Genomic DNA, 22,354 nt, shown 5'->3' with positions numbered 1-22,354 from the left:
CGCCGCCCGCACCGGGCCGCTCACAAGGCCCGGCATCGGCCGCCGGCCCGGCGGATCCGTCACAATTCCCCTTCAGACCTCTGACACACGGCAGCCACGAGAAAGGTTCCGGGACCGGCCATGGCGCTCACGCTCTACGTCGACACCGCGCGCTGGCGGGCACACCACAAGCACGTGCAGGAGCAGTTCCCGGGGCTTGTCCCCGTCTGCAAGGGCAACGGCTATGGATTCGGCCACGAGCGGCTGGCGGAAGAAGCCACGCGCCTGGGCTCGGACGTCCTCGCCGTGGGCACGACGTACGAGGCGGCCCGCATCAAGGACTGGTTCGGTGGCGACCTGCTGGTGCTGACGCCGTTCCGGCGGGGCGAGGAACCCGTGCCGCTGCCGGACCGCGTCATCCGCTCGGTGTCGTCCGTGGACGGCGTGTACGGGCTCGTGGGCGCCCGTGTGGTCATCGAGGTGATGTCCTCGATGAAGCGGCACGGCGTGAGGGAGCAGGAACTGCCGCAGCTGCACGCCGCCATAGAGAACGTCCGTCTTGAGGGCTTCGCCATCCACCTGCCGCTGGACCGCACGGACGGCTCCGACGCCGTCGAGGAGGTCATCGGCTGGATGGACCGACTGCGCGCGGCCCGGCTGCCCCTGCACACGATGTTCGTCAGTCACCTCAAGGCCGACGACCTGGTCCGGCTGCAGCAGCAGTTCCCGCAGACCCGCTTCCGCGCCCGCATCGGCACCCGGCTGTGGCTGGGGGACCATGAGTCGACCGAGTACCGCGGGGCCGTCCTGGACGTCACGCGCGTCTCCAAGGGCGACCGTTTCGGCTATCGGCAGCAGAAGGCGGCCTCCGACGGCTATCTGGTCGTCGTGGCCGGCGGAACGTCGCACGGGGTGGGCCTGGAGGCCCCGAAGGCCCTGCACGGTGTCATGCCGCGCGCCAAGGGCGTCGCCCGAGCCGGCCTCGCGACGGTGAACCGCAACCTCTCACCGTTCGTCTGGGCGGGCAAGCAGCGCTGGTTCGCCGAGCCCCCGCACATGCAGGTCTCGATCCTGTTCATTCCCGCGGACGCCACCGAGCCCAAGGTCGGGGACGAACTCGTGGCCCATCTGCGGCACACCACCACGCAGTTCGACCGGCTCGTCGACCGCTGAGCCAGGGCGGGACGACCAAACCGCAAAGGCCGTACACGGAGCCCGTGTACGGCCTTGTGCGTGGTGCTCCGCACGCTGTTCGCTCAGAGCGAACCGTCGCCCGTGGGTTCGTCCCGGCTGCCCCACTCCACCTGTGGCCCGTCGCCGTGCACCGCGTGCCGCGGCGGATGGGCGGCGGTGCCCAGCACGAAGACGTCCGGCGCCCCGTCCAGCACACCGCCTGACGGGTCGTCGTCACCGGCACGGCGCACCATGTCCCTTTCCGGCATGAAGATGTCGCGTACGACGACGGCACACAGGTAGAGCGTCCCCAGCAGGTGCATGGCGATGGCGAGTTGGTACCCCTCCGTCGGCAGCCCCTTGTGCGCGTCTCCGCTGGTCGTGTAGGCGAGGTACATCCAGATGCCCAGGAAGTACGCCACCTCGCAGGCCTGCCAGATCAGGAAGTCCCGCCAGCGCGGCCGGGCCAGCGCGGCGAGGGGGACCAGCCACAGGACGTACTGCGGCGAGTAGACCTTGTTGGTGAGGATGAACGCCGCGACGATCAGGAAGGCGAGCTGTGCGAAGCGCGGGCGGCGCGGGGCCGTCAGCGTCATCGCGGCGATACCCGCGCAGACGACCAACATCATGATCATCGCGCAGGTGTTGGCGACATCCTTGGTGATCTCGATGTTGAGCCACCTCGAGATGAACAGGAAGACCGAACCGAAGTCGACCCCGCGCTCCTGGCTGAAGCGGTAGAACTTCGCCCAGCCCTCGGGGGCAAGGAACATCACCGGCACGTTGACCGCGAGCCACGCGCCCACGGCACCCAGCATCGCGGCCCAGAACTCCCGCCATTTGCCCGCCCGCCAGCACAGCACGAGGAGCGGGCCGAGCACCAGGAACGGATAGAACTTGGCGGCCGTGGCAAGCCCGACGAGGATGCCGAAGGCGAGAGCCCGTCCACGCGACCACATCAGCATCGCGGCGGCCAGCAGAGCGACGGCGAGCAGATCCCAGTTGATGGTGGCCGTCAGCGCGAAGGCGGGCGCGAGGGCGACCAGGAGGCCGTCCCAGGGGCGCCGGCGGTGAATCCGCGCGGTGCACACCGCGATGACCACGGCGCACACCAGAAGCATTCCGGCGTTGACCATCCAGTAGGTCTGCTCACGGGGCTGGAGCGCGCCGCTGCCGGGCGTCAGCCACGAGGCGACCTCCATGAACACACCGGTGAGCACCGGATACTCAAGGTAGTCCATGTCGCCGGTGAGCTTGTCGAAGTAGGGCACAAGCCCGTCGGCGAATCCGCGTCCCTGATAGAGGTGCGGGATGTCCGAGTAGCACGCATGCGTGTACTGCGAGCTGGCGCCGAAGAACCAGCTGCTGTCGTAGCAAGGCAGCTTCTGGACCATGCCAAGGACGAACATGCCGATCGCGACGAGCGCCACGACCCGCACGGGAGTCCACCAGGACGTCCCGAGCAGCGCACGTCGTCCGATGGGACCGCCGATCAACTCACTGCCGGCCGCGGCAACCTCGTCCTCCCTGGTGGGCCGCACCCGGTCCGGCTCATGGACGCTCGCTCGCGTCGTCTCTGCACTGGGCATGAGGCTCATCCTGCCGCATTCACCTAGGAGAATGCCGAGGGCCGCCACACCTGATCGGTGTGACGGCCCCCTTCGGTCGATGTTTCACGTGAAACGGAGGGTTTCACGTGAAACACAGCCAGTGACGGTTATCCGTGCGGACCTGCGAAGATCCCCCCGTTGCCACCGCCCCGGGAGGTTCCAGTGCCGGTGGTGCCCGACGGGCTCGGGGTCACTCCGCCCGTACTGCCGGCGTCGGTGCCTCCATTGCCGGTGCCGCCGTTGGGAACACAGTTCCAGCCGAAGGCTCCACAGGTGTCGCTCGGCGACGGCGATGGAGAGAGCAGCGACTTGCTCGGCGTCGGGCTCGGCGTCGGGCTCGCCGACTGGCTCGGCGTGGGGCTGGGCGTCACGCTCGGACTCGGGTTCGCGTTGACCACCACACCAATGGGCTCGGGCGTCGGGAACGGCTCCGAGGGCAGCCCCTTGAGCGCCTCTGCCATGTAGTCGTGCCAGATCTCCGCCGGGAACGAGGCACCGTGGATCTTCTTCTGACCGCCGGTTCCATACATCTGCAGGAACTGGCGGTTCTTGCTGGTCTCGTTGTCGTCCAGGCGGTACATGCCGATCGCGGTCGCCAGCTGCGGGGTGTACCCGACGAACCAGGCGGACTTGTTGCCGTCCGTCGTACCCGTCTTACCCGCGACGTCACGGCCGGGCAGCTGCGCGGCGGTACCGGTGCCCTTGTCGACCACGGTCTTCAGTACGTCGGTCACGTTGTCGGCGACCGCCTTGGTGAAGGCATCCGTGGGCTTCTTGGCGTGCTGGAAGACCGACCCGTCCTTGCTCTTGACATGGTCGACCGAGTACGGGTCGTTCTGCTTGCCGCTGGCGGCGAAGGTGGCATAGGCACCTGCCATGCGGATCGCGCTCGGGGAGGAGGTGCCGATGGAGAACGACGGGTAGTTGGAACTGGCCAGGCTGGACTTCAGGATGCCCGCACTCTCGGCCGCCTGCTCGACCTTGTCCAGGCCGACATCCATGCCGAGCTGGACGTAGGCGGAGTTGACCGAGAGCCGCATCGCCTCACGCAGGTCGATCTGGTAGGTGGGCGGGTTGCCCACCGACTCGTTGCCGTCGTTCGTCTGCAGCCACTCCTTGCCGTCCTTGTCGGTCCAGACCGTCCCGTCATACTTCTTGATCTTGAGCTTGTTCTGGCCGCTGTACAGGCTCTTGGGCGAGATCTGGGTGCGTTCGTCCTGGGCTTGCGACGGGCCTCCGTGGCGATTGAGGATGCCGTCCTGCATGGCCGCCGCCAGCACGAACGGCTTGAACGTGGAACCCACCTGGGCACCGGTCGAGTCGGCGTTGTTGGTGAAGTGCTTGGTGGCGTCCTCACCGCCGTAGATCGCCTCGATGGCACCGGAGGACGGGTTCACGGAAGCTCCACCGAACTGGACGAATTTGTCCGTGTCCGGGCGTAGCTTGGGCTTGATGTTGGCCTGCTGGACGTTCTTGACGGCCTTCTCGAGTGCCTCGACCTTCTTCTTGTCGAACGTCGTGTAGATCGAGAGGCCGCCCTGCCGCAGCTTGTCCGGGGTGATCCCGGTTTCCTTGCTGTGGGTGAGCAGATAGCTGTTGGCCAGGTCGACCAGATAACCGATCTGACCACTGAGCCGGGAGTTGGACCGCGGGTTCTGGACCTTCGGCAGTGTCGTGTACTTGGCCCTCTCCGCGGCGCTCAGGTGGCCGTACTGGACCATCTTGTTGAGCGTGTCCTGCATCTGCGCCAGGGCCCGCTTGCTGTTGGCCTGGGGAGTGGCGGCCGGGTCGATGGACGTCGCACCCGCCGGGTCGTAGTAGGTGGCACCCTTGACCATCGCCGCCAGGAAGGCACACTCGCCCGGGTTCAGGTTCTTGGCTTCCTTGTTGAAGTAGGCACGGGCCGCCGCTTGGAGTCCGTAGGCACCGCGACCGAAGTACGCCGAGTTCAGGTAGCCGGCCATGATCTTGTCCTTGGGGACCTGGGTGCCCACCTTGATCGCGACGAAGATCTCCTTGAACTTCCGGGAGATGGTCTGCGACTGGTCGTTCAGCATCGCGTTCTTGACGTACTGCTGGGTGATCGTCGAGCCACCCTGTGTCTGACCACCGCTGGCCATGTTGAGGACGGCGCGTGCGATGCCGTTCGGGTCGATGCCGCTGTCGGTCTCGAAGGTCTTGTTCTCCTGCGAGATGACGGCGTACCGCATCTCCGTGGGGATCTCGGAGTAGTTGATGATCTGCCGGTTGATCTCACCACCGGTGGCGACCATCGGCGTGTTGTCGGACCAGTAGTAGACGTTGTTCTGCGCGGTCGCGGTCTGGGCCACGTTCGGGACGCTCACCATGGCGTACCCGATGCCCGCCACGGCCACCAGGCTCCCTATGAAGCCGATGAACAGGCCGGTCACCAGCTTCCACGACGGCAACCAGCGCCCGACTCCGGACTTGCCCGCGCGCGGGTAGTCGATGAAGCGCTTCTTGGCAGGAGCGGGATTCCGCCCCCTGCCCCGACCGGGCCCATGGGGGCCGCCGGGACCGTATCCCGGCCCCTCCGCCCCTCTGCGTCGGGCGCCCCCACTTCTCTGTGCCGCCCGCCGGGCCTCGGCACGGCCACCGTACGGGCGATCCTCACCTCCCGCTTCGTTGGAAACGGAAGGGGACCCGGTGGCGCCTCGCGGTGCCGCGCGGCGGCCGGAGGGTGCCGACTGGCCGCGCCGGGCCGCGGCACGACCGCCTCCCTGCGGCTGCGGCGGTTTGCGACGGTGCTCGCTCATCGAACGATTACTCCTCGGGCAGGCGCATCCTGGCGCGCCTGGAAACGGCGGCTGGTTTCCGGTCCCCCCGAAGTACGGATGCGGTCGTTTTGGCATTCACCCGTACTGCACCGAGAACGAGGACGTCCTCAGGCGCCACTCGGTTCCCGGCGGGTTGTGCATGCCGCACAGACTACGCACCGCCAAAACCAGCCGAGCTCCGAAGTTCACCCCAAAACAGGCAACTCGCTTCGTACGAATCGGTGATGTGACCCCGTTCACCATGCCCCCTCTTGTCACACACGGAGAGGCGTTCTATCGTCCTGATGTATCGAGTCGATACATCAGTGAGACATAGAGACCGTGCGGACGAGACAGGGGCGGAAGGGAGGCGCACATGAGCCGGCGTTCCGGGATCCTTGAGTTCGCCGTTCTCGGCCTGCTCCGCGAGTCCCCGATGCACGGCTATGAGCTGCGCAAACGACTCAATACGTCACTGGGTGTATTCCGTGCGTTCAGCTACGGGACGCTCTACCCGTGCCTCAAGACGCTGGTCGCCAACGGCTGGTTGATCGAGGAGTCGGGCAGCACCCCGGACGATGCTCTCGCCGCTACGCTCGCGGGGCGCCGCGCCAAGATCGTCTATCGGTTGACGGCGGAAGGTAAGGAGCACTTCGAGGAACTGCTCTCCCAGACGGGTCCCGACGCGTACGAGGACGAGCACTTCGCCGCTCGTTTCGCCTTCTTCGGACAGACGTCACGCGATGTTCGCATGCGCGTCCTGGAGGGCCGTCGCAGCCGGCTGGAGGAGCGCCTGGAGAAGATGCGCGCCTCCCTGGCGCGTACCCGGGAGCGCCTCGACGACTACACCCTTGAGCTCCAGCGCCACGGGATGGAGTCCGTGGAGCGCGAAGTGCGCTGGCTGAACGAGCTCATCGAGAGCGAGCGGGCCGGACGATACCTCAGGGGATCCACCGCCGACGGCTCCGCTCAAGGCAGCACATCTGGAGAGACGGGCGGCCTGCCCCGGAACCGGGACAGCACCCGGCCGGATCCGTCCGACGACACCACCACGTGAGGCCCGCTCGGGCCTCACCTCGTACACACAGGGAGCAACCGGAATGGGTTCGGTTCGCGTAGCCATCGTCGGCGTGGGCAACTGCGCCGCATCGCTGGTGCAGGGCGTCGAGTACTACAAGGACGCCGACCCGGCGTCCAAGGTCCCGGGCCTGATGCACGTTCGGTTCGGCGACTACCACGTCCGTGACATCGAGTTCGTCGCCGCGTTCGACGTGGACGCCAAGAAGGTCGGCCTCGACCTGGCGGACGCCATCGGCGCCTCCGAGAACAACACCATCAAGATCTGCGACGTCCCGACCACCGGCGTGACGGTCCAGCGCGGCCACACCCTCGACGGTCTCGGCAAGTACTACCGCGCCACCATCGAGGAGTCCGCCGAGGAGCCGGTCGACGTCGTCCAGGTCCTCAAGGACCAGCAGGTCGACGTCCTCGTCTGCTATCTGCCGGTCGGTTCCGAGGACGCGGCGAAGTTCTACGCCCAGTGCGCCATCGACGCCAAGGTCGCCTTCGTCAACGCCCTTCCGGTCTTCATCGCCGGCACCAAGGAGTGGGCGGACAAGTTCACCGAGGCGGGCGTGCCGATCGTCGGTGACGACATCAAGTCGCAGGTCGGCGCCACCATCACGCACCGCGTCATGGCGAAGCTGTTCGAGGACCGGGGTGTCATCCTGGACCGCACGATGCAGCTGAACGTCGGCGGCAACATGGACTTCAAGAACATGCTCGAACGTGACCGCCTGGAGTCCAAGAAGATCTCCAAGACGCAGGCCGTCACCTCCCAGATCCCGGACCGGGACCTCGGCGAGAAGAACGTGCACATCGGCCCGTCCGACTACGTGGCCTGGCTCGACGACCGCAAGTGGGCGTACGTCCGTCTTGAGGGCCGTGCCTTCGGCGACGTCCCGCTGAACCTGGAGTACAAGCTCGAGGTGTGGGACTCCCCGAACTCGGCGGGTGTCATCATCGACGCCCTGCGCGCCGCCAAGATCGCCAAGGACCGCGGCATCGGCGGCCCGATCCTGTCGGCGTCGTCCTACTTCATGAAGTCCCCGCCGGTTCAGTACTTCGACGACGAGGCCCGGGAGAACGTCGAGAAGTTCATCCGGGGCGAGGTCGAGCGCTAGGACCACGCGTCCCTGGTCCTGACCGGGTCCCCGGGCCGTGTGCCCGGGGACCCCGCGCGTATGTGAGGCTGTGCCCCATGTCCGTCGTGCGCGACCTGCGCATCCTGCTGCGCTTCCAGGGCTTCAGACGCCTGCTCGCCGTACGGCTGCTCTCCCAGGGAGCCGACGGTGTCTACCAGGTCGCGCTCGCCACGTACGTCGTCTTCTCCCCCGAGAAGCAGACCTCCGCAGCCGCGATCGCCTCCGCGATGGCGGTACTGCTCCTGCCGTACTCGCTCGTCGGCCCCTTCGCGGGTGTCCTGCTGGACCGCTGGCGACGGCGCCAGGTCTTCCTCTACGGCAACCTGCTGCGCGCCCTACTGGCGTGCGTGACGGCCGCCCTGATGCTGAGCCATGTCCCGGACTGGCTCTTCTACGTCTCCGCGCTGTGCGTCACCGCGGTCAACCGCTTCGTCCTCGCGGGCCTGTCCGCGGCGCTGCCCCGCGTGGTCGACGACGAGCGTCTGGTGATGGCCAACTCGCTCTCGCCGACGGCCGGCACGCTCGCCGCGACCGCGGGCGGCGGGCTCGCCTTCGCCGTACGACTGGTGGCCGCTGACTCGGACGCGGCGGTGGTGCTGCTGGGCGCGGTCCTCTATCTGGGTGCGGCACTCGCCTCGCTGCGCCTGGCGCCGGAACTGCTGGGTCCCGACCGTGAGTCGGTGCCGCAGCGGCTCGGCACGGCTCTCGTCGGCACCACGCGTGACCTGGTGGCGGGCGTACGGCATCTCGCGGCGCCCCCGCGCCGGGAGGCCGCCTGGGCGCTGACCGCGATGACGCTGATGCGGTTCTGCTACGGCGCCCTGCTGGTCCTGGTGCTGATGCTGTGCCGGTACGCCCTGTCCTCGAACCCGAAAGAGGGACTCTCCCTGCTGGGGCTGGCGCTGGGGGTGTCCGGCGCCGGGTTCTTCGCCGCGGCCCTGGTGACACCGTGGGCAGCGGGACGGCTCGGTTCCGGCCGCTGGATCGTCGTGTGCGCCGGGGCGGCCGCCGTTCTCGAACCCGGGCTGGGCCTCCCGTTCGCCACCGTCCCCATGCTGGTCGCCGCCTTCGTCCTGGGGCTGACCACTCAGGGCGCGAAGATCTCCACGGACACGATCGTCCAGTCCGCGGTCGAGGACGGTTTCCGCGGCCGGGTCTTCTCCGTCTACGACGTGCTGTTCAACGTCGCGTTCGTCGGCGCGGCGGGAGTGGCCGCCCTGATGCTGCCTCCTGACGGGCGTTCAGCCGCCCTGGTGGTCGCGGTCGCCGTTATCTACGCAGCGATTGCTGTGGCTATGTCCCGCTTCGGAAGTCAGTAAGTGTCACATCAGTGCTACGGAGTCCCTCCTGAGTTCAGGGTTGTCAGTGCGGACCGGTAACTTACGGGCGTCTTATCTCGCGCTCTGCGCATCCATGTTCGAGGGGGACCCCCTAGTGACCACTCCGCCGCCCCAGGGCCCGAATCCGTACGCCCAGCAGCCCACCATGCCCGTGGGGCAGCAGCCCGGCCAGCCGGGAGTTCCGCCGCAGGGTCCCTACGCGCCGTTCCCGAACCAGGGCGCTCCCGCTCCGGTACCCCCGCAGGCCGGCCCGGGCAAGCGGGGGGGCAAGAAGGCACTGCGCATCGTCGGGGCCATCATCGTCGCCATCATCGCCTTGGGGGTGAAGTTCGGCATCGGCTGGTGGGCAAACCAGACCGACGCGGAGACGACCTCGGTGGGCGCCTGCATGCACAACGACGGCACGGACTTCAAGCCCGACCTCAAGGAAGTCGACTGCTCCGCCAGCGGCGCCCAGTTCAAGGTCATCCAGAAGTTCGACAACTCCAGCGACGAGAACAAGTGCAAGGCCGTCACGGACTCGACGGTCTACTACGTTCAGTCGGGCGCCGGCCACGACGTGGTGCTCTGCCTGAAGGAGACCAAGTAGAACCTGGGCCACTGACGACCGTGGGGCGGTGTTTCACGTGAAACACCGCCCCACGGCGCGTCCGGGGTCATGTTTCACGTGAAACATGACCCCGTCCACCGATCAGGAGCCCTGCTCGGCCCACCACTCCTTGAGCGCCGCCACCGCCGCGTCATGCTCCATCGGACCGTTCTCCAGGCGAAGCTCCAGGAGGAACTTGTACGCCTGTCCGACCACCGGACCCGGGCGAACACCCAGGATCTCCATGATCTGGTTGCCGTCGAGGTCGGGACGAATGGCGTCGAGTTGCTCCTGCTGGTGGAGCTGGGCGATGCGTTCCTCCAGACCGTCGTAGGCGCGGGACAGAGCCGCCGCCTTGCGCTTGTTGCGCGTGGTGCAGTCCGAGCGGGTCAGCTTGTGGAGGCGGTCGAGAAGCGGCCCGGCGTCGCGGACATAGCGGCGGACCGCAGAGTCCGTCCACTCACCGGTGCCGTAGCCGTGGAAGCGGAGATGGAGTTCGACCAGTCGCGCAACGTCCTTCACCAGGTCGTTGGGGTACTTCAGCGCCCCCATCCGCTTCTTGGTCATCTTGGCGCCCACCACCTCGTGGTGGTGGAAGGAGACCCGGCCGTCCTTCTCGAAACGGCGCGTCCTCGGCTTGCCGATGTCATGCAGCAGCGCGGCAAGTCGCAGGGTCAGGTCCGGACCGTCCTCCTCCAGCTCCATCGCCTGCTCCAGCACGATCAACGTGTGGTCGTAGACGTCCTTGTGCCGGTGGTGCTCGTCACGCTCCAGCCGCAGTGCAGGAAGCTCCGGAAGGACATGGTCGGCGAGCCCGGTCTCGACCAGCAGCGCCAGCCCCTCGCGCGGGTGCGCGGACAGGATCAACTTGTTCAGCTCGTCCCGCACACGCTCGGCAGACACGATCTCGATCCGCTCGGCCATCTCCTTCATGGCCCGGACAACGTCGGGAGCGACCTCGAAGTCCAGCTGTGCCGCGAAGCGCGCTGCCCGCATCATCCGCAGCGGGTCGTCCGAGAACGAGTCCTCGGGGGTGCCCGGCGTGCGCAGGACGCGGGCGGCGAGGTCGTCGAGCCCACCGTACGGGTCGATGAACTCCTTCTCGGGCAGCGCGACGGCCATCGCATTCACCGTGAAGTCGCGCCGGATCAGGTCATCCTCGATGGAGTCGCCGTACGACACCTCGGGCTTGCGCGAGGTGCGGTCGTACGCCTCGGAGCGGTACGTCGTCACCTCGATCTGGTAGCCGTCCTTCTGCGCACCGACCGTCCCGAAGGCGATCCCGACTTCCCACGTGGCATCCGCCCACGGCCGTACGATCTTCAGGACGTCCTCGGGGTGGGCGTCGGTCGTGAAGTCCAGATCGTTGCCGAGCCGGCCGAGGAGGGCATCCCGCACCGAGCCGCCGACCAGGGCAAGTGAGAACCCGGCCTCCTGGAAACGGCGGGCGAGGTCGTCGGCGACAGGGGACACCCGCAGCAGTTCACTCACCGCGCGGCGCTGCACCTGACTCAGGGCACTGGGGTTGTCTTCGTTGGCGTTCGGCACAACAGAAAAGGGTACGTGGCCCGGGCGTGGGTGAGCGCCTCCATAAAACCTGCACAAGCGTTCCGTGCACGCGCAGTAGCACCCCGTATCCATGCTCCTCTTGATACATGCACATACGGGACAGCCGAGCACTCGCTTTGGATCTTGCGGCGTGGACCGCGGCACTTCCTCTCCGCGCACATCGTTACCATGCGTGGACGCACATTCCGACGACCACTGACGACGACAAGGGACGGACGAGCGCGTGGCCGAGGCGGCAGAATTCCAGGGGATGAGTTCCTCACCTGCCCGCCGGTGGCTCCGGCGCACCGCGGCGCTGCTGGCGGGCGCGCCTCTGCTGGCCGGTCTTCTGCAGCTGCCCACCGGCCCGGCGGCGCAGGCCGCCGAGAAGAGCTCCCCGGCGGCGGTCGGCGGCTCCCGTACGGTCACCGTCTCCCTGGACTCGGTCAGCCCCAACGCACCGGCCGCCGGCGACACCGTGACCGTCACGGGCACGGTCACCAACAACGGCAAGCAGGCCGTCACGGACGCCCATGTGGGACTGCGGGTCGGCCCCGCCCTGGACAGCCGCGCGTCCATCGACAGCGCCGCCCGGCGCACAGGCTTCCTGCCGGGCGTCGACGGCAGCGAGGTCGGTGGGAAGTACGTCGAGAATTTCGCCAGGCTCGCCCCGGGAGTCTCGCAGGACTTCAGCATCTCCGTGCCCGTCAAGGAGCTGAACCTGGGTTCCGACGGGGTCTACCCGCTCGGCGTCTCGCTCTCCGGACAGACCGCCGCCCAGCCGTACGAGCAGGTGCTCGGCATCCAGCGCACGTTCCTTCCCTGGGAGCCCGACAGCGCCGCTACCAAGACGAGGACGACGTACCTCTGGCCGCTGATCTCCACCGTCCATATGACCGTGGAGACGCTTCCCAACCAGCAGCAGACGCCCGTCTTCCAGAACGACGACCTGGCCAAGGAACTCGCTCCGGGCGGCCGGCTCTCCCAGCTCCTGTCGCTGGGCAAGAACCTCGACATCACCTGGGTGATCGACCCGGACCTGCTCGCCTCCGTGGACGCCATGACCGGCAGCTACAGCGTCAAGGGCGACGGCGATACCGTCACGGCGGGCAAGAACCAGGCAGTGGCCAAGCAATGGCTCGCCGATCTTGAGAAGGCGGTGCAGAACAAGGAGGTGGTCGCCCTCCCCTTCGCCGATCCCGACCTGGCCTCGCTCGCCCACGACGGCAGGAACATCACGGGCTCCCTGAGCCACCTCAAGGACGCCACGGACGTGGCCGCGAGCACCGTGGAGACCATCCTCCACGTGAAACCGGACACGGACTTCGCCTGGCCCGTGAACGGAGCCGTCGACCCCTCGATCGTCAAGGTCGGCACCTCCGCGGGCGCCGACAAGCTGATCGCCCGCAGCGACAGCCTGCAGGAGACCGGGGGCCTCTCCTACACGCCCACCGCGGCACGTCCGATCGGGGGCGGCACCACGGCAGTGGTCGCGGACGACGGCCTGTCGACCGCCTTCGAGAGCGACATGTCGTCGGCCGGCAGCTCCACCCTCGCCGTCCAGGAGTTCCTGGCCCAGAGCCTGATGATCAACCTGCAGGAGCCTCAGAAGCAGCGCAGCATCGTGGTGGCCCCGCAGCGGACACCGTCAGCGAGCCAGGCACAGTCGATGGCGCAGGCGCTGACGACCCTCCAGGGCAGCACCTGGTCGCAGTCCGCCGATCTGTCCGCGGCCGCCAAGGCCAAGCCGGACCCGAACGCAGCGACGAAGGTGCCGACCGCGTCCCGCTACCCCTCGTCGCTGCGCAGGGCGGAGCTGCCGCAGGAGGCGTTCCAGCAGATCGAGGACACCCAGGACAAGCTCGACAGCTTCAAGGTGATCCTCACCGACCCCGCGCGAGTCGTCACCCCCTTCGGGCGGGCCATAGACCGCGCCATGTCCACCTCGTGGCGTGGACGCCCGACCGAGGCGCCGACCTTCCGCCGGGGCGTGGAGTCGTACCTCGACGGGCTCACCGACCAGGTCCGGCTGATCCAGAAGTCCGAGACCAAGCTTTCGGGCCGCAGCGCCACGATCCCCGTGACGGTGCAGAACAACCTCATGCAAGGGGTCAACCACCTGGTGCTGCGGCTGACCTCGGAGCAGCCGACCCGGCTGAAGGTCGGCAACGGCCCGTACACCGAGCAGCCCATCACCGTCTCCGGCGGGCACAGCCAGTCCGTGAAGTTCACCACCACGGCCAACGCGAACGGCCGGGCCGCCGTGGTCGCCCAGCTCTTCACGGAGGACGGACAGGCCTACGGCCCCGCCGTCACCTTCGACGTGAACGTCACGGAGATCACGCCCACGGTGATGCTGGTCATCGCCGGCGGCGTCCTGCTGCTGGTCCTGGCCGGGTTCCGCATGTACACCCAGCGCAAGCGCATGGCAGCACGGCGGGCCGAGGAGGAGCTGCAGGACGGCCCGCAGGACCTTGACGCCACCACGGAGGACCAGGGTCTGAACGGCGCCGCGAGCGGCACCGTAGACACTGGAGACACCGTAAGTTCCACGACGGCACCCGAACAGGAGTCGGACGCGGGGACCCGGGCAGACGACCCGGAGCAGCCGAGTGACCCGGCACCGGACACCGCACCGGAAAGCGCCGACCCGTCCGGCACGGGTGAGAGAGTGGACCGTTGAGCGATGTCGTGGCCGGTGGGCCCGGGGACAATGAGGTGGGGTAACCATGAACGCGCCGTACGACGGTGACCGCGGTCAGGGCGCCGTGGGCAGCTCGGGCTACCCCGAGGGCCCGCCGCCCCACGACCCCGGCCAGGTGCCCCCGCGGCCCCCGGCGGACATGTACCTCCAGGACGCCTACGCCCAGGACCCCTACCGGGACCAGGACCTCTCCGCCCAGGATCCGGTGGCCGAGGCGCTCTACGACCGTGCCGCGCACCCCCCGCCGCCCCCCGGCACCCACCAGACGCCACAGTCCCTGTACGCCCAGCCGCCGACTCCCCAGTACACCCCGGACCCCCGTGTGTGGGCCCAGCCGCCCGCGCCCGAGCCTGAGGGTCCGACGCAGTACCTTCCCTACGGCGACGACCCCCGTACGACCCAGTTCGTGGGCGTCGACGATCTGGTCACCCAGGCCGGTGAGGAGCGCCACGAGCCGGACGCCTTCGCCCATCTCTTCCGGGACCAGCAGCAGGGGGGCGGTCGGCCGTACGGACAGCAGCCGTCCGTACCCGGCCCGGCATCCGCACCGTCTCAGGGCCAGAACCCGGCGGCCCCCTACCCGGGGCAGACCTACGCCGCCGCGTCCCCGCACGGCGGGGCGTACGCCCCCACGCCTGCGCCGGCCGCCGACGCGGCACCGGCGCCCGCGCCCGTACCGGCCACCGCGCCCACACCCTCGACGACCCTCGCACCGCCGGCGAAGAAGGGCGGACGGGCCTCCGGCCTGCTGAAGTCCAGTGCCGTGATGGCGGCGGGCACGATGGTCTCCCGCCTCACCGGCTTCATCCGCTCCGCGCTGATCGTGTCGGCGCTGGGCGTGGGCCTGCTCGGTGACACCTTCCAGGTCGCCTACCAGCTCCCCACGATGATCTACATCCTCACGGTCGGCGGCGGCCTCAACTCCGTCTTCGTGCCGCAGCTCGTGCGGGCGATGAAGGAGGACGAGGACGGCGGTGAGGCGTACGCGAACCGGCTGCTGACCCTGGTCATGGTGGCACTGGGAGCACTGACCGCGATCACCATCGTCGCCGCGCCCGTTCTGATCCGCCTGCTGTCCGACTCGGTCGCCAGCGACCCGGCGGCCAACGAGGTCGGTGTCACCTTCGTCCGCTACTTCCTGCCCTCGATCTTCTTCATGGGCATCCACGTGGTGATGGGGCAGATCCTCAACGCCCGGGGGAAGTTCGGCGCGATGATGTGGACCCCGGTCCTCAACAACATCGTCATCATCGTGACGCTCGGCATGTTCATCTGGGTCTACGGCACCGCGGCGCACTCCGGGATGAAGGTCACCAACATTCCGCCGGAGGGCCAGCGGCTGCTCGGCGCCGGCGTTCTGCTGGGGCTCGTGGTCCAGTCCCTCGCGATGATCCCGTATCTGCGGGAGACCGGGTTCCGGCTGCGGCTGCGCTTCGACTGGAAGGGCCACGGCCTCGGCAAGGCCGCGACGCTCGCCAAGTGGACCGTCCTGTTCGTCCTCGCCAACCAGGCGGGCGCGCTCGTCGTGTCCCAGCTGTCCACGTCCGCGGGCAAGCACTCGCCCGTCGACGGCACCGGCTTCGCCGCCTACGCCAACGCCCAGCTGATCTGGGGCCTTCCCCAGGCGATCATCACCGTCTCCCTGATGGCCGCCCTGCTCCCGCGCATCTCGCGTTCGGCCGCCGAGGGCGACGGCGGTGCCGTCCGCGACGACATCTCCCAGGGCCTGCGCACGACGGCCGTCGCGATCGTGCCGATCGCCTTCGGGTTCCTCGCGCTCGGCATCCCGATGTGCACCCTGATCTTCGGCTCCTCCGGCATCGGGTCCGCCACCAACATGGGCTACATGCTGATGGCCTTCGGTCTCGGCCTGATCCCTTACTCCGTGCAGTACGTCGTGCTCCGCGCCTTCTACGCGTACGAGGACACCCGCACCCCCTTCTACAACACGGTCATCGTGGCCGCCGTGAACGCGGGTGCCTCGGTCCTGTGCTACTTCCTCCTCCCGGCCCGCTGGGCCGTGATCGGCATGGCGGCCTCGTACGGCCTCGCGTACGCGATCGGTGTCGGTGTCGCCTGGGCCCGGCTGCGCAAGCGTCTGGGCGGCGACCTGGACGGCGCCCGGGTGCTGCGTACGTACGCGCGGCTGGGTATCGCCTCGGTACCGGCCGCTCTGCTGAGCGGAGCGGCCTGCTACGAGATCGGCCGCACGCTGGGCCAGGGCGTCGGCGGCTCGCTCGCCGCCCTGCTCGGCGGTGGTGCCCTGCTCCTCGGTGTCTTCTACGTCGCCGCACGCAAGATGCGCATCGAGGAACTCAACTCAATGGTCGGCATGGTCCGCGGGCGCCTGGGGCGCTGAGGCGGGGGTACGCGCACAACCATCGTCCGTCGCCGTGTGTCGTGCATAGCAGCGGACTGTGGGCACAATTGGTTTCTGCGTCGGACAGCGCGCAACGGATGGGGAGGCAGGAGCGACGGTGGCGGAACGGAGCACGGCTGCCGTCGACGTGGCAGACAACAGCGGCGATGAGCCGCTGACCGCCAAGGCGGACCAGTCCACGTCCGACGGGGTGGCACAGGACCGGGAGCGGGACACGTACGGCGGCGAGGCACAGGGGAGCGGCGGGGCCGAGCGTCCCGGGAAGGCCTCATCGCCCGAGTTGCACAGCGGCCACAAGCTCGCCAGACGCTACCGCCTCGAGGAGTGCGTCACCCGTCTGGACGGATTCAGCAGCTGGCGTGCGGTGGACGAGAAACTCCGCCGCGCCGTCGGCGTACACATCCTGCCCGCGGACCATGTGCGGGCCCGATCCGTACTGGCCGCTGCCCGCTCCTCAGCGCTGCTCGGAGACCCCCGCTTCGTGCAGGTCCTGGACGCCGTCGAGGAGAACGACCTCGTCTATGTCGTGCACGAGTGGCTGCCCGACGCCGTCGAGCTCACCACTCTGCTCGCCACCGGACCGCTGGAGGCCCACGACGCCTACCAGATGGTCACTCAGGTCTCCCAGGCCATGGCCGCCGCTCACCGGGAGGGCCTCGCCCATCTGCGCCTGAACCCGGGCACCGTCCTGCGCACCTCCTCCGGCCAGTGGCGCATCCGCGGCCTCGCCGTGAACGCCGCGCTGCGCGGCATCGGCTCCGACACGCCACAGCGCACCGACACGGAGGCCATCGGCGCGCTCCTGTACGCCGCTCTGACCCAGCGCTGGCCCTACGAGGACGACGCCTACGGCCTCTCCGGCCTGCCCAAGGGAGTCGGCCTGATCGCCCCCGATCAGGTACGCGCCGGGGTTCACCGTGGCCTGTCCGAGCTCACCATGCGCGCCCTGGCCAACGACGGTGCCACCGCCTCCCGGCATGAGTCCCCGTGCACCACGCCCGAGGAACTGGTGAAGGCGATCGGCGAGATGCCCCGCATCCGCCCGCCGGAGCCCACGTTCACCGCACCACCCGAGTACCAGCGCACGACGTACCAGCAGGGCACGTACGGTCATCCCACGCCCCGGCCGGGCGTCACCCCGCCCGTGACGGTCCCGCCGCCCCCGCTCCAGAGCCGCACCGGCAGGGCCCTCAAGTGGGCCGTCTCGGCGCTGCTCATCGCCGCGCTGGGCCTGGGCAGCTGGCAGCTTGCCGAGGCGCTGATGGACAACGGCAAGCACCAGAACTCGAACCAGACGCACACGACCGACGGCAACGAGAAGAACGGGAACAAGGTCACGCCGGCCAAGCCCATGACGATCCAGGCCGCCCGGGAGTACGTCGCGAGTGGTGACGCCCAGGCACCGGGCGATGTCAAGAACACATACGACGGCGACAGCTCGACGTACTGGCGGACCAAGCGCTACGAGGCCGGTCCGAAGCTTGCGCCGTACAAGCCGGGTGTGGGCATCGTCTACGACCTCGGCTCCGCCAGGACGATCTCGACAGGGTCGATAGGGCTCCGCTACCCCGGCAGCCACACGACGGTCCATCTCTACGCCACGGACTCCCTGACGCCGTCGACAGGAGTCGACGGGATGACGGAGATCGGAACCGCCACCACGAGCGGAACCTCTCTCACGGTGAAGGCGACGAAGGCATTGAAGACGCAGTACGTGCTCCTGTGGATCACGGACGTGCCCATGGCGCCCACCGACGGCTACAGCGGTGCCGGCTACAAGCAGGCCATCACCGATGTGAAGTTCACCGGCTGAGCACGCTCCGAGGGGGAGGGGGTCCGATGGCGGATGACGCCGGATACGGCGAAACAAGCGATCAGGATCTCCTCGCCCGTCATGTCGACGGCGACCCCGACGCCTTCGGGGAACTCGTGCGCCGCCATCGCGACCGGCTCTGGGCGGTGGCGCTGCGGACGCTGGGGGACCGCGAGGAGGCCGCCGACGCCGTTCAGGACGCCCTTGTCTCCGCCTACCGCGCCGCCCACACCTTCCGCGGCCAGTCGGCTGTCACCACCTGGCTGCACCGGATCACGGTGAACGCCTGCCTGGACCGTGCCCGCAAGGCCGCGTCCCGGAAGACCTCGCCCGTCGACGACACGGAACGGCTGGAACAGCTCCTGGAGCCGCACGAGTCGGCGTCCGCTCCGGCCGAGCGCAACGATCTGCACCGCGAGCTGCTGGAAGCCCTGGGCACCCTTCCGGCCGAGCAGCGGGCCGCCCTCGTCCTGGTGGACATGCAGGGCTATCCCGTGGCAGAGGCCGCCCGCATCCTCGACGTTCCGACCGGGACGGTGAAGAGCCGCTGCGCCCGCGGCAGAGCCAGACTGCTGCCGCTGCTCACCCATCTACGAAGCGAGGGCGGCGACGACGGCAAGAAGTCGGGCGGTGGGCGGAACCGCGCGCAGGGGGCATCCGTCCCACCCGCAGCGGGACCACGTGATGCAGGGCCAAGCGATTCAGCTGCTGTGAAGGGCGGAGGTGGGCGAGCGTGACATCCACGACCGATGCGGCCGGGCACCCGGAAGTCGAGGAGCTCTCCGACCTCAGCGAAGGGCTCCTTCCGCCTTCCCGAACCGCCGATGTGCGGCGGCATCTGGACGACTGCGGCCTCTGTGCCGACGTGTACCACTCCCTTGAGGAGATCCGCGGCCTGCTGGGCGCAGTGCCGGGCCCGCCGCGGATGCCCGACGATGTGGCGAGCCGTATCGACTCCGCACTCGCCGCAGAGGCTCTGCTGAACGCGACCGCACCCGACGCCGCGGATGCCCCCTCTTTCGAGTCCTCAAGTGCGCGTGTTTCACGTGAAACATCGCCCTCTTCCTCGGTCGGCCGCCCTTCAGGCCATGCCCGTGCTGCCACTGGACCGGGCCGTGCCCCACGCACGCGCCGCGGAGGCCGCAGGACCGTCGTCGCCCTAGGCGCCGTCTTCGCGGCCGCCGCCCTTGGCCTGGGGACGCTTCTGGTGCACGCACTGAGCAACGACGCGAGCAAGACTCCCCCAACGGCCGCGGGGCAGCACACCGACGCGGCACACACCTACTCCGAAGGCACCCTGCAGAGCCAGGTGACCGACCTGCTCGCCACCAAGAAGACGGGCGAGAGCCGGTCCGGCAGCACCAGGCCGTGGGGCGTCGAGTCCGACTCCGGCACGGCGGGGCCCTCGGGAATGCAGCCGAACAAGACGTTCAAGGACACCACCGTGAGTGTTCCACGCTGCATCCAGCAGGCCATCCCCGCCAACGAGGTTGTGCTCGTTGCCGACAAGGGTGTGTACAAGGGGAGCGCTGTCTATCTCGTCGTCACGCCCGACGCCTCCGACACCACGAAGGTCACGGCCTTCGTCGTCGACGCGCGTTGTGTGAAGCAGGCCTCGACCTCGCCCGGCAAGGTCCTGCTGACCCACTCGTACACCCGCTCCTGAGGCCCGTCGCAGCGGACGGTTCATGCCCAGGTGTCCTCTGGGATCTGTGTGCGGTGCCGTGTCTCCGTGTGCCCGGACACACCGGGAATGCGGGCCCCTTAGGATCCGTTGGGTGGGGTGAGAGTACCGAGAGAGCTTCCCACCGGCAGTAGCAGCAGTCTCCAGAGACGAGGAATCAAGCCGTGAGCGACGTCCGTAACGTGATCATCATCGGCTCCGGGCCCGCCGGCTACACGGCGGCGCTCTACACTGCGCGCGCGTCACTGAAGCCGCTGGTGTTCGAGGGTGCCGTCACCGCGGGCGGTGCGCTGATGAACACCACCGAGGTGGAGAACTTCCCCGGGTTCCAGGACGGCATCATGGGCCCCGAGCTCATGGACAACATGCGCGCGCAGGCCGAGCGCTTCGGTGCCGAACTGGTCCCGGATGACGTCGTCGCCGTCGACCTCACCGGTGAGATCAAGACCGTCACGGACACCGCCGGCACCGTCCATGAGGCGAAGGCAGTCATCGTCGCCACCGGCTCCCAGCACCGCAAGCTGGGTCTGCCGAACGAGGACGCCCTCTCCGGCCGCGGTGTCTCCTGGTGCGCCACCTGTGATGGCTTCTTCTTCAAGGACCAGGACATCGCCGTCATCGGCGGCGGCGACACCGCGATGGAGGAGGCCACCTTCCTCTCCCGCTTCGCCAAGTCGGTCACGGTCGTCCACCGCCGTGACACCCTGCGTGCCTCCAAGGCGATGCAGGAGCGCGCCTTCGCCGACCCGAAGATCAGCTTCGTGTGGGACAGCGAGGTCGCCGAGATCAAGGGCACCCCGAAGCTGGAGGGTCTGACGCTGCGCAACCTGAAGACCGGGGAGCTCACCGAGCTGCCCGTGACCGGCCTGTTCATCGCGATCGGCCACGACCCGCGCACCGAGCTCTTCAAGGGCCAGCTGGACCTGGACGAGGAGGGCTACCTGAAGGTCGCATCGCCTTCCACCCGGACCAACCTGACCGGCGTCTTCGGCGCCGGCGACGTCGTCGACCACACCTACCGCCAGGCGATCACCGCGGCCGGCACCGGCTGCTCCGCCGCTCTCGACGCCGAGCGCTTCCTCGCTGCCCTCGCGGACAGCGAGCAGCAGGCCGAGCCCGAGAAGACCACCGTCTGACCCCCCTTTTGACCCACTGAGTTAAGGAGCCCCGCCGTGGCCGGCACCCTGAAGAACGTGACCGACGACTCCTTCGAGCAGGACGTCCTCAAGAGCGACAAGCCCGTACTGGTGGACTTCTGGGCCGCCTGGTGCGGTCCGTGCCGCCAGATCGCGCCGTCCCTTGAGGCGATCGCCGCCGAGTACGGTGACAAGATCGAGGTCGTCAAGCTCAACATCGACGAGAACCCGGGCACGGCCGCCAAGTACGGCGTCATGTCGATCCCCACCCTGAACGTCTACCAGGGCGGCGAGGTCGCCAAGACCATCGTCGGCGCCAAGCCGAAGGCGGCGATCGTCCGCGACCTTGAGGACTTCATCGCCGAGTAAGGCAGCGACGCCGCCGAGCCAATGCGGCGATGTTTCACGTGAAACACGAATGGGCCAGCCCTTGAGGGCTGGCCCATTCGCATGATCAGGGGCACCAGAGGAGCGGTCACCGGTCACCGGTCACAGCGGCCGCAGAGCCGGCTCCTTCTGTACGGCCCCCAGCAGACGGTCCAGGGCCATCTCCACGTCTTCCTTCCAGGAGAGCGTCGTACGGAGTTCCAGCCTCAGCCGGGGGTACGTCGGGTGGGGACGTACCGTCTTGAAGCCCACCGCCAGGAGGTGATCAGCGGGCAGGAGGCAGGCCGGCTCCTTCCAGCGGGCATCGCCGAAGGCCTCGATCGCCTTGAAGCCACGGCGCAGCAGATCCTTGGCAACCGTCTGGACCATCACGCGGCCGAGCCCTTGGCCCTGATACCCGGGCATGATGAAGGCGGTCATCAGCTGCACCGCATCCGGGGACACCGGACTCGTGGGGAAGGCCGTGGAGCGCGGGACATAGGCGGGCGGCGCATAGAGCACGAAGCCCACCGGCACATCGTCCACGTAGACCACCCGGCCGCAGGAACCCCAGTCCAGCAGAACGGCGGAGATCCACGCCTCCTTCTCCAGCGCGGATCTGCCGGCCCTTACCGCGGCTTCGCCGCTGACGGGATCCAGCTCCCAGAAGACACACGCGCGACAGCGGTTGGGAAGGTCGGAAAGGTTGTCCAGCGTGAGCGGTACGAGCCGACGCCCCATGAAGGCAGTTCCTCGCTTCCTTCGCCCGCAGCGCTGCGGGCGGCTGTCAGAGCGCTCCGCTCCCTGAGCAGGCTGCCGACGAACCCGCCGACCGCCCCTAGGCTCAGGCCTGCGGTCACCAGTCCGGTACGGCTCATGGTTCGCATGGCCCCCGCCTCCCCGATGAAGGTGCCGTCAGGTGGATGCGCCATACCCCCAAAGCATCGTATCCACGATGCGATTCCATCGATACTGCCTGAAAGCAAAGAGCGGACCGTGTTCCGGTGCACACCGGACACGGTCCGCCCCGGTGGCCGGCCGATCGCAACTG

At 68.4% G+C, this 22,354-nt stretch carries 16 protein-coding genes; 12 read left to right on the top strand and 4 right to left on the bottom strand.

Features of this window, described 5'->3' with window-relative positions; genetic code table 11:
• The first annotated feature begins 120 nt into the window (after positions 1-120).
• Positions 121-1,152 (top strand): alanine racemase, encoded by a 1,032-nt coding sequence (locus ASC56_RS25980; protein ID WP_055493968.1) that lies wholly within the window; start codon positions 121-123, stop codon positions 1,150-1,152.
• Between the two features lie 83 nt (positions 1,153-1,235).
• On the opposite strand, the gene ASC56_RS25975 is transcribed toward ASC56_RS25980, so the two are convergent.
• Positions 1,236-2,741, bottom strand: coding sequence for a glycosyltransferase family 87 protein (locus ASC56_RS25975; RefSeq protein ID WP_055493967.1), 1,506 nt, complete (start codon positions 2,739-2,741; stop codon positions 1,236-1,238).
• A 128-nt stretch (positions 2,742-2,869) separates the two neighbouring features.
• Positions 2,870-5,539, bottom strand: coding sequence for a transglycosylase domain-containing protein (locus ASC56_RS25970; RefSeq protein WP_055493966.1), 2,670 nt, complete (start codon positions 5,537-5,539; stop codon positions 2,870-2,872).
• A gap of 376 nt (positions 5,540-5,915) precedes the next feature.
• Here ASC56_RS25970 and ASC56_RS25965 point away from each other — a divergent pair, with 376 nt between their 5' ends.
• From ASC56_RS25965 to ASC56_RS25950, 4 genes are all read left to right on the top strand, one after another.
• The gene (locus ASC56_RS25965; RefSeq protein WP_055493965.1) at positions 5,916-6,596 is read left to right on the top strand and encodes a PadR family transcriptional regulator; all 681 of its coding nucleotides are present in this window, start codon (positions 5,916-5,918) and stop codon (positions 6,594-6,596) included.
• Between the two features lie 43 nt (positions 6,597-6,639).
• A complete protein-coding gene (locus ASC56_RS25960) occupies positions 6,640-7,722 on the top strand; it encodes an inositol-3-phosphate synthase (RefSeq protein ID WP_055493964.1) in 1,083 nt (360 codons plus the stop codon).
• 77 nt (positions 7,723-7,799) lie between these two features.
• Entirely contained in the window at positions 7,800-9,062 is a 1,263-nt protein-coding gene (locus ASC56_RS25955; protein WP_055493963.1) for an MFS transporter, read from the top strand.
• Between the two features lie 115 nt (positions 9,063-9,177).
• A complete protein-coding gene (locus ASC56_RS25950; RefSeq protein WP_055493962.1) occupies positions 9,178-9,672 on the top strand; it encodes a hypothetical protein in 495 nt (164 codons plus the stop codon).
• Between the two features lie 102 nt (positions 9,673-9,774).
• On the opposite strand, the gene ASC56_RS25945 is transcribed toward ASC56_RS25950, so the two are convergent.
• Positions 9,775-11,220 carry a CCA tRNA nucleotidyltransferase gene (locus tag ASC56_RS25945; RefSeq protein WP_055493961.1) on the bottom strand — a complete coding sequence of 482 codons (1,446 nt, stop codon included), beginning with the start codon at positions 11,218-11,220 and terminating at the stop codon, positions 9,775-9,777.
• Between the two features lie 244 nt (positions 11,221-11,464).
• Here ASC56_RS25945 and ASC56_RS25940 point away from each other — a divergent pair, with 244 nt between their 5' ends.
• From ASC56_RS25940 to trxA, 7 genes are all read left to right on the top strand, one after another.
• Positions 11,465-13,903: a DUF6049 family protein gene (locus ASC56_RS25940; RefSeq protein WP_055493960.1), complete on the top strand. Its 2,439-nt coding sequence runs from the start codon at positions 11,465-11,467 to the stop codon at positions 13,901-13,903.
• Between the two features lie 46 nt (positions 13,904-13,949).
• On the top strand, positions 13,950-16,283 hold the full coding sequence (gene murJ / locus ASC56_RS25935; protein WP_055493959.1) for a murein biosynthesis integral membrane protein MurJ: 2,334 nt from the start codon (positions 13,950-13,952) through the stop codon (positions 16,281-16,283).
• Between the two features lie 118 nt (positions 16,284-16,401).
• Positions 16,402-18,117, top strand: coding sequence for a protein kinase family protein (locus tag ASC56_RS25930; RefSeq protein ID WP_055493958.1), 1,716 nt, complete (start codon positions 16,402-16,404; stop codon positions 18,115-18,117).
• A gap of 26 nt (positions 18,118-18,143) precedes the next feature.
• On the top strand, positions 18,144-18,854 hold the full coding sequence (sigM, locus tag ASC56_RS25925) for an RNA polymerase sigma factor SigM (RefSeq protein WP_055493957.1): 711 nt from the start codon (positions 18,144-18,146) through the stop codon (positions 18,852-18,854).
• Between the two features lie 470 nt (positions 18,855-19,324).
• Positions 19,325-19,783, top strand: a complete 459-nt coding sequence (locus ASC56_RS43160; RefSeq protein ID WP_371330286.1) for a hypothetical protein — start codon at positions 19,325-19,327, stop codon at positions 19,781-19,783.
• A 182-nt stretch (positions 19,784-19,965) separates the two neighbouring features.
• Positions 19,966-20,937: a thioredoxin-disulfide reductase gene (gene trxB, locus ASC56_RS25915; protein WP_055493955.1), complete on the top strand. Its 972-nt coding sequence runs from the start codon at positions 19,966-19,968 to the stop codon at positions 20,935-20,937.
• Between the two features lie 36 nt (positions 20,938-20,973).
• Entirely contained in the window at positions 20,974-21,306 is a 333-nt protein-coding gene (gene trxA / locus ASC56_RS25910) for a thioredoxin (RefSeq protein WP_003991504.1), read from the top strand.
• Positions 21,307-21,426: 120 nt separating this feature from the next.
• Here trxA and ASC56_RS25905 read toward each other — a convergent pair whose 3' ends face one another.
• Positions 21,427-22,044, bottom strand: coding sequence for a GNAT family N-acetyltransferase (locus ASC56_RS25905; protein WP_055493954.1), 618 nt, complete (start codon positions 22,042-22,044; stop codon positions 21,427-21,429).
• Positions 22,045-22,354 lie beyond the last annotated feature (310 nt).

It is taken from the genome of Streptomyces sp. TP-A0356 (genome assembly GCF_001417775.1).
GTDB lineage: Bacteria > Actinomycetota > Actinomycetes > Streptomycetales > Streptomycetaceae > Streptomyces.
This window is presented reverse-complemented; position numbering and strand designations above follow the sequence as displayed.